Here is a 13,840-nt window from a genome sequence, read left to right on the forward strand (position 1 = left end):
TTCCTTTTGTACATTTTATTCTAAAAGTTTCTTAAAAAATAGTGTAGCCAATTGTAATTGAAAATTGTTGCAAATCAATTATTGATAATGAACTATTTTCTAAAAGGTCCCTATTAGGGATAAACCTGGCTTCTAAAGAATATTTATCATAACTATAACCAAGTCCCATTGAAAATCCAACCGAAGTTTTAAATCTTTCTTTGTCGATCGTAATATTTCCACTTCCTTTTCCATCAAGGAAAAAATCAACAACTACAGCACCACTTATAAATATTTTTGACATATCGTTTATAAACATATAATGGCGGGCCCCAATAGGAATTTGAATTGCACTGTATTCAAGCTTGTATTTTCTTCTTATCGATAAATCCAAAAACTCGCTTTCACCTTCATATGAACTATAGTTTGGTGCTATGAATGCTGACCATTTATTTTTATTAAAAGGAAAAATATATTCTAGTTCTACTCCAAAAGTAGGAGACCAAGCCGCACCAGTTTCAACACCTTTGGCAAAAAAAGCGGAGACTCCTAAATCACTTATAGCATTACCATTGTATACACCTACAAATCCTTTTATATGGAAAACTCCTTTCTTAGCTTTGCTAAATTCTACACTCTTTTCTCCTTTGCATTCATTATAATCTTTAAAGATAGATTTTAAATCACTGGTTTTATAATCCACTCGGATCACTCTTTTTTCGGTAATTCCTGTACATGGAAATTCAGTCAACAACTGTTGTTGGTAACGTTTATTGTATAATATATCACGATTTTTGTTAGTGTATACTTTGTAAATTAATGGTTCAATTGTTCCATTATCCTTCTTAAAATAGTATGCTCTTTTATCTTGATCTCTATATGAATATAAACTTGCTTTCCCTTCCAAAATTACGTTAAGCATCAATGGAGTCTCTTTAAGATCTGGACTTCTCTCATAGGTTAATTGTTTTATAGAACGATCGGCATCATCATAAGGAACGGTATGTTTTTCAAACTTGAATTTATTGTTGATAACCACAGTTTTCAAATTGGTCATTCGTAATATTTTGGTCTCACCATTTAGAGAAAGTTTATATTCAAACTTAGACGGATTGTTAACCCAATCTCCATTTTTAATAAAACACTCTGTTTTCTGCCCATTTTCAAGCGTGAAAGATCCTTTTTCAAAGTTAATTTGCGCAATAATTCCTGAAGTAGCCATCAAGAAAATGAGTAATGCACCTGTAATTTTTTTCATAAGTTAAATTGTTAATTCCATGCGAAACTAATCAATTACTGTAAAAATTAGCCAAAAAATACATAAGCGTTTTTATAATAAAGAATGAGTTTTAATTAGTCCAGAACTTCTACACTACGAATCATAATATTTTGCTGTGGCCATTCACCCTTATCTGTTGGCTGGTTGGCAATTTCATCTACAACATCCATACCCGAAATTACTTTTCCAAATGCAGTGTATTCACCATTTAAGTGATGCGTGCCGCCCTTTTTTTGTACGATAAAAAACTCATAAGGTGAAGCATATTTATACGCACGATCAATATCGCCACTAGGCATTGAAATAACACCTCTATCATGTTTGAAACCTTTTCGAGTATCTGGCGGAAGTAAATATTTGCCAATCTTACGACGTCTTTTTGCAATATTCCAACCGTCGGAATTTCCACCTTGAATCACAAAGTCTTTCACCACACGATGAAACTGAGTACCGTCAAAATATTTGCGCTTGGCAAGCATGATAAAATTAGCTCTGTGGTATGGAGTTTCATTATATAGTTCAAGATCTATATTTCCGAAATCGGTTACAATACGTACTTTACGTTCTTTGTTTTTTTCTCCATACGCAATCATATAATCCAACACATTTTTGCTGGTAATTGTGACTTCTTTTTTCTCCTTCTTTTTAGCTTTTTTTACAACCTCTTTAGGAGCTTTTGACGTTTCAGTTTTTTGAGATTCTTTCAAATCGGGTGTAGAACTTTTAGTATCTTCGCAACCGAATAAAACGCATGTAGCAATCAATACAAAGCAAATCTTTTTCATAGATGAATTTTGATAATTTTAAAAAAATCCTTCCAAAAATAGCAAAAATCCCGCTTCCAGGCATTTCTTCTCAACTGAAAATGGCGCCTTTTATGCGAGAACAAGAGTTAAATGCTATGGAAGACCGTATGAAAAATGCGCGAAAGTCAGCAGTAATGGCGTTATTTTATCCGAATACGAAAGGAGAAACAAATTTCGTTTTAATTTTACGTAAAACTTATAGTGGTGTGCATTCCAATCAAGTTGGGTTTCCAGGCGGAAAGGCAGAACCAGAAGATATAAATTATGAAACTACTGCACTGCGTGAAACGGAGGAAGAAGTTGGTGTAGATTTAAACACAATTAAAGTTATTCGCGAAATTACAGCGACATACATTCCACCCAGTAATTTTCTGGTACAGCCATTTATTGGAATTGTAGAAGAAACACCAAGCTTTGTAGCGCAACCATCAGAAGTAGAAGCTGTTATTGAAGTTTCACTTGTAGATTTTCTTTCTGAAAAATCGGTTATAGAAAAAGAATTGACAAATTCGTACATGAAAAAAATACAAGTCCCTGCATTTTATTTAAACGAATATGTCGTTTGGGGCGCAACAGCAATGATGTTAAGTGAAGTTAAAGACATCATTTCTAAAGCCATTTCAAATTAGTTTTCGTAGATTTGTAATTCGTTCAAAATTTAAAAATACATGGGATTATTCAAAAGAAATCCTTTCGGACATATACTTTTTTTAAAAAAATGGTTGATTAGAATTGCGGGTACAATGACGCATAGACGTTATCGCGGATTCAATCAATTGCAAATTGAAGGTTCTGAAATATTACGATCATTACCAGATAAGAATGTATTATTTGTGTCCAATCACCAAACTTACTTTGCCGATGTGGTAGCAATGTTTCACGTGTTTAATGCTAGTTTAAAGGGTAGAGGAGATTCTATTAAAAATGTGGGGTATCTGTGGAATCCGAAGCTAAACTTATACTATGTTGCAGCAAAGGAGACTATGAAATCAGGATTCTTACCAAAAGTATTAGCCTATGCAGGTTCTGTAAGTATTGAACGTACATGGCGTGCTAATGGAGAAGATGTAAACAGGCAAGTGAAAATGAGTGATATTTCTAATATCGGAATTGCACTTGATGATGGTTGGGTAATTACGTTTCCGCAAGGAACAACTAGACCTTGGAAACCTATTAGAAAAGGAACAGCGTTTATTATAAAACGTTACAAACCTATTGTAGTACCTATTGTTATTGATGGTTTTAGACGTTCATTTGATCGAAAAGGACTTCGTATCAAAAAGAAAGGGATTTTACAATCTATGGAAATCAAAGAACCACTGGAAATTGATTATGAAAACGAAAGTGTAGCTGAAATCATAGAAAAAATAGAATATGCAATTGAACAACATCCATCATTCCTTAAAGTAATTCCGCAATCAGAATTGGAAGCTATGGAAAAGCTTAATGAAAAACGTAAATATTAATTTATTTCGAAATAAAAGTATAGCAGAAAAAGGACTCAAATTCAATTTGAGTCCTTTTTTTATATGATAAATTGACTGAACTATTAATTTTCAGTGTTCTCTTCTTCGCTCGGAGTATCGTTTACAGTTGAGTGTAAAACTTGTCCAACTTTACGAAATACTTTAAAAATAAACTGCATCAAACCACCATTATTTGCAGTATACATTGATGTATGTGAGGTTGTGTTTTGAACTAACGAGGTTCCAAACTGTTGTTGAAAACTCTTAGTTTGCTCATGTGCACTTACTGAAATACAAAACATTGCAGCGAGAACTAAAAAAATGATTTTTTTCATGATGATATTGGTATTTATTTAATTGGTATAATGTTTATGATTTTAATTGTTGTAACTCCGAATAATTCTTTTTAAGCTTCTTTGTTAAGAGTCCGTATAATAAATAATATACACCATAAAATACGGCAACGACTAAACACGCAGCAATAATTGTTCCTATAGCAAGGAATAAATACTGAGAAAGATTTGCTTCTGCAGAGAATTTCTCCATACCGCCAGCACCTTCAATATATCCTGTAGGGACAGCAATACAAACAGTAAAAGCAATTACACTCAAACTATACATTATATAATGCTTTACAGTTTTACGTGTAGTCATAATATTTTTCATTAAATCTTTAATAGAACTTGTTGTAGAGATCTTTTTATAATTGATGAAAAACTTGTAAATAAAATAAAATACAACAGCTGAGGTAGCATAAAAGAACCAATTGAGCCAAGAAGGCATACTGGAGTCGTTCAGTAAATCAGGTTGAATTAATAAGGCTAGGAGTACAATGACAATTCCAAAACCAAGTTCTAACAAACTGACATAAAAAACCCACTTTACAAGTGAAGAGGATTTCTTCAACATCATATTATCAATATCGTCGTAGGATAGCTTAGGCTGATTTGCCTCTTGCTTTTTCCAATCTTTCTTTAATAAATCTAATTCTTCCATAAGTTATGGATTTAAAATCTTCTTCAATTTGGTCTTAATTCTGTTCATCTTCACACGTGCATTCACTTCAGTAATCCCAATTGTTTCGGCTATTTCTTTATAATTTTTATCTTCTAGGTATAAGAAAATCAATGCTTTTTCAATATCTGATAATTGCTTGATCGCTTTATACATGATTTTTAACTGTTCTTCTTCAGTATTATCATAATCCTCAGATGTTATTTTAAAAACAACACTTTCATAATCTTGTGTTTTTACCTTACGTTTAGATTTTCTGTACAATGTAATAGCAGTATTCAGTGCTACTCTATACATCCAAGTACTAAACTTAGAATCACCTCTGAATTTTGGGTATGCCTTCCATAATTGTATCGTAATCTCCTGAAAAAGATCGTTGTGCTGATCTTTATTTGAGGTATATATACGACATACTTTATGAACGATATTCTGATGGCGTTCTAATTCGGTAACAAAACTATGTTCGAGTTTTTTGTTCAATTCTTGATGGTTATTTGCTTATCAGTGTTTCTTTTCACAAATATGTTACATATTTTTTAAAAAACTTTTAGAAAGCCGTATTTTTGTGCTGTAAAGGAACTTTTTTTATGAATATACCAAGAACAAGCTACCCAAGAGTAGTCATTATTGGTGGCGGATTTGCAGGAATTTCGCTGGCAAAACAATTGGGAAAACAAGAAGTACAAGCTGTATTAATTGATAAACATAATTATCATACGTTTCAACCTTTACTATATCAGGTTTCTACAGGTGGATTAGAACCAGATTCGATTGCATATCCAATTCGGAAAATTGTCAAAGATTATTCAAATTTTTACTTTCGTTTGGCAAATGTAGAAGCTATAGATACTGAAAATAGCTGTGTATGTACTGATATTGGAGAACTTAATTACGACCATTTGGTAATTGCCACAGGTTCTACAACCAATTTTTTTGGCAATAGTGAGATTGAAAAGCACAGTATGGTCATGAAAACGATTCCGCAATCGTTAAATCTACGTAGTTTAATTCTTGAAAATTTTGAACAAGCTATTTTGACGTCCGATTTGGAAGAACGCAATGCACTCATGAATTTTGTGATTGTTGGCGCAGGACCAACTGGTGTGGAATTGGCTGGTGCTTTAGCAGAAATAAAAAAAGGAATTCTTCCTAAAGATTATCCTGATTTAGACATTCGTCAGATGAAAATCAACTTGGTGCAAGGTTCTGATCGTATCTTACCCGCAATGAGCGAGAAAGCATCCGAAAAAGCAGAAGATTATTTGCAAGGACTTGGTGTAGATGTTTGGAAAAATTTACGCGTAACTAATTATGATGGCGATTGGGTACAAACCAACGACACCGTAAACTTTAAATCGGCTACTGTAGTATGGTCGGCAGGCGTAAAAGGAGCAACCATTCCTGGCTTAGATGGTGAAAAACTCATTACTAGAGGCAATCGTGTTTTAGTTAATGAATTCAGTCAAGTAAAAGGATTTGACAATATATATGCATTAGGTGATATTGCAGCTATGCAAAGCGAAGACTATCCGTATGGACATCCAATGATGGCACAACCTGCTATTCAACAAGGAAAACATTTAGGGAAAAACTTAGCGCGTCAACTAAAAGGGAAAGAAATGAAACCGTTTAGTTACTACGATAAAGGTTCAATGGCAACAGTTGGAAGAAACAAAGCTGTGGTCGATATGCCAAAATTCAAATTTCAAGGAGTATTTGCGTGGTTTGTATGGATGTTTGTACACCTATTCTTTTTGATAGGTTTCCGAAATCGAATGGTAGTTTTTATCAATTGGGTGTATAATTATATTCGATTTGATCGTGAAGCACGTTTAATCATCCGACCGTATAAAAAAAGAAAACAATCGTCATTGCATTAAAAAAGAATCTTCTTGCGGATTACTTTCTTTTTGAGCTTTGAATGATAAAATTCCAAGAATAATCAATAATTGAGATATCCCATATAAAGACATAATAGCAGTGTCTTTGTATGGTAACGTTTGATGAAATCTATTCAATGCAATCAAAATTTGTGCTGCTGTAAAAAGGATAACGCCTATAAAGACCAATCGATAACTTAATGAATTTACATTTTTATAGCGTAAATAAGCTAGTTTTAAAAAGTTTAATACAGTCGCCATATAAAGAATGACAGGGATTAGTAAGTTATTCAAACTATCAAATATTAGGTAAATCATTGAAAGTGAAATTAACAAAGAAGCCGCTAAAAACGGAATCAATCGATCAATATCATACCTAACTTGTTTATAAAAATATAAAGAGTAACATAACATGGCAACCAAAAACAACGCAAGCCCTAAAATAAAAGAATAAAAAGGCATACCTTCTAATAAAATAGTGTCACCAATACACAATGATAGCAATGCACCTAGAATCAATAGTCGATGACGAGATTGCATTGTATAACTATTTATATAGAAAAAAACAGCTAATAAGATGGTAATTAAAGGTTTAGAAAAAAGCCTAAATTGAGAGAACTCCTTAACATTATTTAAATAAATGTCTAAAGAGAGATTCAATATGAATATTATAATAAATACTTTAAAAAATTTCATATAGTCCAAGGCTTTCTATAAAAGCAGTGCAATTTAGTAAAAAAAATAGTACTTTTTATTCAGGATAACTTTTGATAATTCCTAGAACAATTAAAAACTGAGCTAATGCATACGTTGACATGATGCTTATATTAGAAAGAGGTAGTGCGTCATGAAATTTATTGATAGCCAGTAAACTATCAGATATCATAAAGAATATTGCTCCTATAAACACATATACATAGCCATGATGTAAAACCATTCCTTTTCTCATAAATGCTGTTGTTGCCATTCCTAAAATAATAGTCATGTACACTAATACTGGGAGCAATAAATCGCCTAATCCGTCTTTTATTAACCAAAATAGACCTGTAGCATATACCAAAAGCAATCCTATAAATAAGATGGTACTTTTCTTTTTACTATTTCTATCACGTAGAAAAACTAAAATATACATGACATGCGCTAATAAGAAAGAAACCAAACCAGCAATGAAAAAGTGTTCTGAGTTAGAAACGAACATTAGTAAAACATCGCCCAATAAAGAAAAAAGTAAAGCAAGTATCGTTGTAAGCTTTACGGAAGCCTTCAAATGTTTAGCATTTGTAATAAAGAAAAGAAGTAAAGAGGTTACGATTGCAGGCTTTGTAAAATAATGTAAGAAAGTATAGTTCTCGAGGCTTCCAAAAATAAGTTCAAGTATTACAATAATGGCAAAAAATACGATAAAGAGTTTCGTTTTCATAAGGATTTCTTTCTAAAAAAATAATTTAAAATTAATATGCTTATAGCTGGAATTCCAATATACATAAATTCATTTTGTAGCACTCGTAATCCCCATTCACTGAAAAACTTACTAGCACCAAGTGGTGAAACCATAATCGGTCGCCAAGGAAAAAAATAACGAGAATTTTCAAAAGGAATAAAAAAGCCAACACCTTTTCCGCCATTGGTACAAGCATCTAACAAACTGTGTGATAAAGTTGATACTAAAAAAATCACAAAAAGGATAATTCCAAGTTTAGAAAAATACGTCACCTTTCTGTAAAAGATAGCACGTATCAAAAACGCCAAAATAAAAGCAAACAAAATGCTATGTGTAAATCCACGATGTCCTAACGGATGCATGTATGGATATCCAAAATTAAACATAATCACATCTGCATCTGGAATGACGGCACAGAAAATAGCTAACAATGATAGTTTTACAGGATTCAACTTAACATTCGCCACTTTTCTTATAGTGTAAGCAGCCAACGCATGCCCGAAAATTGAAGCCATTATTGTGTGTTAGAATATTCGTCTAACAAAGCTTTTTCTTGCGGAGTTAAGCTAGCTACACCTTTTTCGTTGATTTTCTCTAAAATGCGATCAATATTCTGTTGTTTCTCTTTGCGTTTTGCATTAAACTCATCATCAATCGTTTGATATTTTTGCTTCGAATTCTTAGGGAAAATTGAGTCTCCTTTTTTAGGTTTAAAAAAAACAATGTAAATGAAAATTACAATAACAGCAACAGAAATGTAAGGCATTAAACTCATAAGTGTATCGTACTTGTAGCAATTTTAGAATTCAAATTTACAATATTTCTGTTGAAATACAATTCATCCTTAAATTACGACAATTGAGCATTTCCTTTTTTCTGATTTTTTCAATTTGACGGAGATTTGTCCCATCATCAATCAATACTAAATCAATAATTAATTAATCTCATGAAAAGAATACTACTACTCATCTGTTTTTGTTTTTACAATATTGTAGCTGCACAAACGACGGTTTCAGGAATTATTACCGATCAATCAAATGAACCTATTTTTGGTGCAAATGTGTATTTAAAAGGAACTTATGATGGCGCTTCTACCAATGAAAAAGGTGCATTTAACTTTACTACGGAAGAAACAGGAACACAGGTATTAGTCATTTCTTTTTTATCATTTGAAACGAAAGAAATCTCTTTAGATGTTTCTAAAATGGAAAACATAACCATCCAACTTCGTGAAAATGTAGATGCGTTAAATGCAGTAATTTTAAGCGCAGGATCTTTTGAAGCAGGCGAAAATGCAAAAGTAACCGCTTTAAAACCACTTGATATTGTAACAACTGCAAGTGCATTGGGCGATGTTGTAGGTGCTTTACAGACCTTGCCAGGAACAAGTACGGTAGCGGAAGATGGACGTTTATTTGTACGCGGTGGACGTGCTGAAGAAACACAAATTTTTATTGATGGAATTCGTGTGTTTACACCTTATAGTAATACGACCAATAATATTCCTGCACGTGGACGTTATTCACCATTTTTATTTAAAGGAGTTACCTTTTCTACAGGTGGTTATTCGGCTGAATTTGGACAAGCATTGTCAGGAGTACTGGAATTGAATACCATTAACGAACCCGATCAAGAAAAAACAGATATTTCTGTAATGACTGTAGGTGGAGCGCTCGGACATACAGAAAAATGGGAGAAAGGTTCAGTTAGTTTTAGTACGTCGTACATCAATTTAGCACCGTATTTAGAGTTGTTTCCAGATCGTAATGATTGGATCAAACCGTTTCAAGGCGGACAAGGAGAAAGTGTATTTCGTCATCATTTTGAAAACGGAACCTTAAAATTTTATACAGCGTTTGATATTACAGATTTTGAACTGGATCAGGAAAGTATCAATTTTGACGAATTGGTTCGTTTCAAGTTGAATAATAATAATCTATATATGAACGGTTCATACAAAGGTGTTTTTGGTGAAAGTTGGTCTATTACTTCTGGATTGAGTTACACGCGTGACAATTCGAAAATTAAAATCATTGACGATAAAATTAACAGCTTAGAAAATTCATTTCACTTTAAAACAAAGCTGAAAAAGAACTTTAGTAACCGTATCAAATTGAGTTTTGGAGCTGAATATTTCACAACCGATTTCGACGAAGAATTTGAAAACCCTTTTGTACCAAAGATCGAGTATGGTTTCAAGAGTAAGCTAATTGGTGCTTTCGCGGAAACGGACATATTTTTCTCTAAAAACTTTGCCGCTAAAGCCGGAATTCGCTTAGATCACAGTTCTCTATTGGATGAAACTACAATTTCTCCACGATTGTCTGTAGCGTATAAAACTTCAGAAAAAGACCAAGTATCATTTGCGTTTGGGCAGTTTTATCAGAATCCAAATAATAACTATTTAAAATTCAATACAGCATTCAAACCAGAAAATGCGACTCATTATATTTTAAATTATCAATATGTGCATGATGGAAGAACATTTCGCGCAGAAGCGTACCACAAAGAATACAACAATTTAGTTACGTTCTCAGGCGATTTTATAGATCCGAATGCCAATTTTGCCAATGATGGATTTGGACACGCAACAGGATTGGATATTTTTTGGAGAGATAATAAAAGTATCAAAAATGTAGATTATTGGGTTTCGTATTCATACTTAGATACCTCGCGAAAATTTGAAAACTTTCCTGTAGAAGCAATGCCAAATTTTGCAACAAAACACAATTTTTCACTCGTAACAAAACATTGGATTGAAAGTTTAAAAAGTCAGATTGGATTTAGTTACAATTTTTCTACAGGAAGACCATATACAAACCCAAACACAACATCTTTCTTAAGTGAAAGAACCAAAGATTATCACAGTTTAAGTGTGAATTGGGCATATTTACTTTCGCCACAGAAAATTTTATACTTCTCAGTTTCAAATGCACTTGGCGTGAGAAATGTATTTGGCTATGAATATGCAAATCAGGCAGATGTAAACGGAACATTTCAACGAATGGTGCGTCGTCCTGCTGCAGATCAGTTTTTCTTTGTCGGGTTCTTTTGGACGATTAGTGATGATAACAAGAGCAATCAGTTGGATACGTTGTAGGTTTCGCTTTGTTTGATGTAAAGTATTTTGAGATGCTAGAAATATTTTTAGCATCTCAATTTGTATTCTAGTCTCTTTAAAAACGACTCACTATTGTATAAGTTGTTTTAAAAACTCAATGTTTTGTTTGGAAAGCATCTCTTTTAAATCTTCGTATTGAGATTCATGAGTATTCATCTCTAGATTATCTAATAATGCAACAAGTAGAGTCGTAATTCCGACAGTATCATATTGTCCAACATTTTCTGTAGAATTCCAATGAATACAAGTTCTTAAATGATTTTCTAGTTCTTTAAAAGAATTGAGTTTTAATTGATGAAGCATGTTTTTTGTGTTTGAACTGTTGTTTTTTTGCTGAAAAGTAATTTAAAAGTATAAATGATATTGTAATAGAATTATAATATTTTTCACAACTCAAAATCCAAATAACCATCAATTTCGTTGGAATATATTTTGTGTTGAGTTCCACCAAATCGTATACGAAATTTGGTTTTATAACGTCCGTAGTTTTGGCGTAATGCAGTCACTGCAATTTCATTTGGTTTAAGTTGTAACCGTCGCAATCCTGTGCCACAAAAATACATGTAATTGCTTTCAATTTCGCGCCAATTACCTGTAGAATCCTTAGCTTCTGTATTCATGTATAGAATATCCCCAATTCCGATTTGTAAGTTCTTAGTAGACCTATTTTTAATAAATACAGGATAAGATTTCTTATTCGTACGATGCTCAAATTTTTTATAAGATTCGGACATGAGTTTTGGAAAACCAATAGTTCTTGTAGTATCAATAAAAATGCTTATATCTGAGACATTTGGAAATACAGAACTATGTTCATAATCAGTTCCATACTCAAGTTTAGAAGTTTTATAGATAAGTTTGATAGAGTCTTTTATTTTGCCAATATACATAGGAGAATATTGTCCTTCACGATCGTATTTTAGCGTGTCAAGAACTAATTCATTCTTAAAACGATCGTACAAATTTACATTTGCATACGGATACTCACTTTTCTTTGTTTCGTTTGAAGCTTCTAGAGTTTGTGGCTTTACAGTGGCTTTCTTTTCTTGGTTCGTATGACAAGCACTTACCAACAAAGCCAAAACGATTGCGAATACAGAATATTTCATATTGATGAATTCTAGTGATTAGTTCTAGTAAATAGAGCTACAAAAATTACACCAAAGAGGAATTTCTTTAAAAGTGAAAACTGATTTAATCTTTACATCGATTATTATAAACAGTACTTACTCTACTTGAAGAAACGATAATGTCTTTGTAACAATCGTTCGTTGTACTTCCTTTGTCGGTACATTTTTTTATAAGATACTCAAAAGTAGGGCCATCGGGATTTCCATATTTTTTACGATCCCTATTTTGTATACTTCTAACAGAATCCTTGTTTTGCATCATAAATCGTGCATTTATACGCGCATTGTGTCGTAATGTATATGCTTTTATTGCTCTGGTTTTAAGATCGATTTTTTGCTGTATCCAATTTTTATTTAACTCAGAAATAGCCACTATTTGATAATTATACCAAATTCGTATTTCACAATCCGTTACAGGAATTGCAACAAGTACAGCATCTTTCTTTTTGTCGGATGTTGTTTTCTTAGGAATCCATAATTTCTGTCCGACACGAATCTTTCGTACATCTGAAATTCTTTGAAAACTATTATCTACCAAATGCTTCTCGTTGGTGCTTTCAATAATTCGATAATACAAATGTGGATTTCCATATGCTTTTTGAGAAATTTTACTCAGCCAATCACCATTTTGCACAACATAGGAATTGTTGACTTCCTGACTATGTACGGTATAAAATGATAGGTGTACTATAAAAACTAGAAGTAGTTTTGAGAATTGGTTCATCTTTTAATTTTTTGGTTGGTAGTTTCCACAACATGTGATTGTGCAGATAAAAATAAGACAAAGATTACAAACAGAACAATTTTTTTTGGAATGCTAGAGATGAAAGTAAGCTCCTAATAACTACTCAAAATTACAATTGAATAAGCTTGATCCGTTTTTTATGGATGTAACGAAATGTTCCAAACACAGTTAATTTCCCCGTAAAGATTAACTTAAATTGTTCACGCAAATTTTCTGGTACTTCAATTTCTACTTTGTCAAAATACAGATACGTAGCATCATTTAGTTTTTTTAAGGAATGATTCACCGCTCCTTTTTCTGAATGATACGTTCGCTTTGAATCTAAAAATAATTTGAACTCTGTCGTTTTAGATACTTCCTTTTTTGAAATAATATGTACTAACGCATATTCATATTGAGTTCCATCAGATAATTCATCTTCTAGTTTTGTTTCCTTAACGCGTAGTTTGTATTGAAATCCCCATTCAAAATTGAAATTTTCTATAGATACAACAGGCGCATCAGGTGAATTCAATATCAACCTTTTAAAATGTTCATAGTGTTCAACTGTTAAATATGGATCAATTTGTATAGTTTTATTAGTAACTGTTTGACTATTTCCATAGATACTATACAGTACAATAATACAAGTTAGGAATTGTTTCAACGTTTTTCTTTTTAGTTTTGTTATGTATTCTAAAGGTAGCTAAAAGAATATGAACACGTATTTTATTCTGTTCAAATGATTTCATTACCTAATTTTTCAATGAGTGAAATTCTTTTTTAAAAAGCTAAATACATCACATAATTTGGATTATAGCGCGTTTCAGAAATTTTAAAATCGTATTCGCCAATAATTTGAAAGTTGTTTTTTGTGTAAAAATGCAAAGCGCGTTCATTTTGAATCAATACATACAACCAGATTCCTTGTTGCTGTTGTTCTTTAGAAAATGCAATGGTGTAATTAAAGAGTGCTGCACCTAATTTTTTTCCGTGAAAT

At 32.3% G+C, this 13,840-nt stretch carries 18 protein-coding genes; 4 read left to right on the forward strand and 14 right to left on the reverse strand.

Annotation, left to right across the window (positions count from 1 at the left end; all coding sequences use genetic code 11):
- Positions 1–31: 31 nt before the first annotated feature.
- Both ACRBBL_RS12885 and ACRBBL_RS12890 read right to left on the reverse strand, forming a co-directional pair.
- On the reverse strand, positions 32–1,237 hold the full coding sequence (locus ACRBBL_RS12885; RefSeq protein WP_431369467.1) for a hypothetical protein: 1,206 nt from the start codon (positions 1,235–1,237) through the stop codon (positions 32–34).
- Positions 1,238–1,332: 95 nt separating this feature from the next.
- Positions 1,333–2,043: a peptidylprolyl isomerase gene (locus tag ACRBBL_RS12890; protein ID WP_431369468.1), complete on the reverse strand. Its 711-nt coding sequence runs from the start codon at positions 2,041–2,043 to the stop codon at positions 1,333–1,335.
- A gap of 2 nt (positions 2,044–2,045) precedes the next feature.
- Here ACRBBL_RS12890 and ACRBBL_RS12895 point away from each other — a divergent pair, with 2 nt between their 5' ends.
- The gene (locus ACRBBL_RS12895; protein ID WP_431369469.1) at positions 2,046–2,693 is read left to right on the forward strand and encodes an NUDIX hydrolase; all 648 of its coding nucleotides are present in this window, start codon (positions 2,046–2,048) and stop codon (positions 2,691–2,693) included.
- A gap of 39 nt (positions 2,694–2,732) precedes the next feature.
- Positions 2,733–3,530: a lysophospholipid acyltransferase family protein gene (locus tag ACRBBL_RS12900; RefSeq protein WP_431369470.1), complete on the forward strand. Its 798-nt coding sequence runs from the start codon at positions 2,733–2,735 to the stop codon at positions 3,528–3,530.
- 83 nt (positions 3,531–3,613) lie between these two features.
- Here ACRBBL_RS12900 and ACRBBL_RS12905 read toward each other — a convergent pair whose 3' ends face one another.
- The 3 genes from ACRBBL_RS12905 to ACRBBL_RS12915 are packed head-to-tail and all read right to left on the reverse strand — an operon-like array spanning position 3,614 to position 5,024.
- Positions 3,614–3,865 (reverse strand): hypothetical protein, encoded by a 252-nt coding sequence (locus ACRBBL_RS12905; RefSeq protein ID WP_431369471.1) that lies wholly within the window; start codon positions 3,863–3,865, stop codon positions 3,614–3,616.
- 34 nt (positions 3,866–3,899) lie between these two features.
- Positions 3,900–4,526 carry a hypothetical protein gene (locus ACRBBL_RS12910; RefSeq protein WP_431369472.1) on the reverse strand — a complete coding sequence of 209 codons (627 nt, stop codon included), beginning with the start codon at positions 4,524–4,526 and terminating at the stop codon, positions 3,900–3,902.
- 3 nt (positions 4,527–4,529) lie between these two features.
- Positions 4,530–5,024 (reverse strand): RNA polymerase sigma factor, encoded by a 495-nt coding sequence (locus ACRBBL_RS12915; RefSeq protein ID WP_431369473.1) that lies wholly within the window; start codon positions 5,022–5,024, stop codon positions 4,530–4,532.
- A 107-nt stretch (positions 5,025–5,131) separates the two neighbouring features.
- On the opposite strand from ACRBBL_RS12915, the gene ACRBBL_RS12920 reads away from it, so the two are divergent.
- The gene (locus ACRBBL_RS12920) at positions 5,132–6,424 is read left to right on the forward strand and encodes an NAD(P)/FAD-dependent oxidoreductase (RefSeq protein WP_431369474.1); all 1,293 of its coding nucleotides are present in this window, start codon (positions 5,132–5,134) and stop codon (positions 6,422–6,424) included.
- On the opposite strand, the gene ACRBBL_RS12925 is transcribed toward ACRBBL_RS12920, so the two are convergent.
- The 4 genes from ACRBBL_RS12925 to ACRBBL_RS12940 are packed head-to-tail and all read right to left on the reverse strand — an operon-like array spanning position 6,413 to position 8,631.
- Entirely contained in the window at positions 6,413–7,120 is a 708-nt protein-coding gene (locus ACRBBL_RS12925; RefSeq protein WP_431369475.1) for a lysoplasmalogenase, read from the reverse strand. The two genes, ACRBBL_RS12920 and ACRBBL_RS12925, sit on opposite strands and share 12 nt — an antisense overlap.
- 55 nt (positions 7,121–7,175) lie before the next feature.
- Positions 7,176–7,844 (reverse strand): lysoplasmalogenase, encoded by a 669-nt coding sequence (locus ACRBBL_RS12930; protein ID WP_431369476.1) that lies wholly within the window; start codon positions 7,842–7,844, stop codon positions 7,176–7,178.
- Positions 7,841–8,380 carry a metal-dependent hydrolase gene (locus tag ACRBBL_RS12935; RefSeq protein ID WP_431369477.1) on the reverse strand — a complete coding sequence of 180 codons (540 nt, stop codon included), beginning with the start codon at positions 8,378–8,380 and terminating at the stop codon, positions 7,841–7,843. Before ACRBBL_RS12935 ends, ACRBBL_RS12930 begins: the two co-directional genes overlap by 4 nt.
- On the reverse strand, positions 8,380–8,631 hold the full coding sequence (locus tag ACRBBL_RS12940; protein WP_431369478.1) for a DUF6576 domain-containing protein: 252 nt from the start codon (positions 8,629–8,631) through the stop codon (positions 8,380–8,382). Before ACRBBL_RS12940 ends, ACRBBL_RS12935 begins: the two co-directional genes overlap by 1 nt.
- A gap of 180 nt (positions 8,632–8,811) precedes the next feature.
- On the opposite strand from ACRBBL_RS12940, the gene ACRBBL_RS12945 reads away from it, so the two are divergent.
- Positions 8,812–10,965 (forward strand): TonB-dependent receptor, encoded by a 2,154-nt coding sequence (locus ACRBBL_RS12945; protein ID WP_431369479.1) that lies wholly within the window; start codon positions 8,812–8,814, stop codon positions 10,963–10,965.
- A 90-nt stretch (positions 10,966–11,055) separates the two neighbouring features.
- On the opposite strand, the gene ACRBBL_RS12950 is transcribed toward ACRBBL_RS12945, so the two are convergent.
- The 5 genes from ACRBBL_RS12950 to ACRBBL_RS12970 form a co-directional block, all read right to left on the reverse strand.
- Positions 11,056–11,289, reverse strand: coding sequence for a hypothetical protein (locus ACRBBL_RS12950; RefSeq protein ID WP_431369480.1), 234 nt, complete (start codon positions 11,287–11,289; stop codon positions 11,056–11,058).
- Between the two features lie 83 nt (positions 11,290–11,372).
- The gene (locus ACRBBL_RS12955) at positions 11,373–12,095 is read right to left on the reverse strand and encodes a hypothetical protein (RefSeq protein WP_431369481.1); all 723 of its coding nucleotides are present in this window, start codon (positions 12,093–12,095) and stop codon (positions 11,373–11,375) included.
- Between the two features lie 85 nt (positions 12,096–12,180).
- The gene (locus ACRBBL_RS12960; protein ID WP_431369482.1) at positions 12,181–12,840 is read right to left on the reverse strand and encodes a LysM peptidoglycan-binding domain-containing protein; all 660 of its coding nucleotides are present in this window, start codon (positions 12,838–12,840) and stop codon (positions 12,181–12,183) included.
- A gap of 130 nt (positions 12,841–12,970) precedes the next feature.
- Positions 12,971–13,507, reverse strand: coding sequence for a DUF4377 domain-containing protein (locus ACRBBL_RS12965; RefSeq protein ID WP_431369483.1), 537 nt, complete (start codon positions 13,505–13,507; stop codon positions 12,971–12,973).
- A gap of 116 nt (positions 13,508–13,623) precedes the next feature.
- On the reverse strand, positions 13,624–13,840 hold a 217-nt coding region (locus ACRBBL_RS12970), incomplete at its 5' end, for a GNAT family N-acetyltransferase (RefSeq protein ID WP_431369484.1).

The organism is Kordia sp. (assembly GCF_050633145.1).
In the GTDB taxonomy this organism is placed as follows: domain Bacteria; phylum Bacteroidota; class Bacteroidia; order Flavobacteriales; family Flavobacteriaceae; genus Kordia.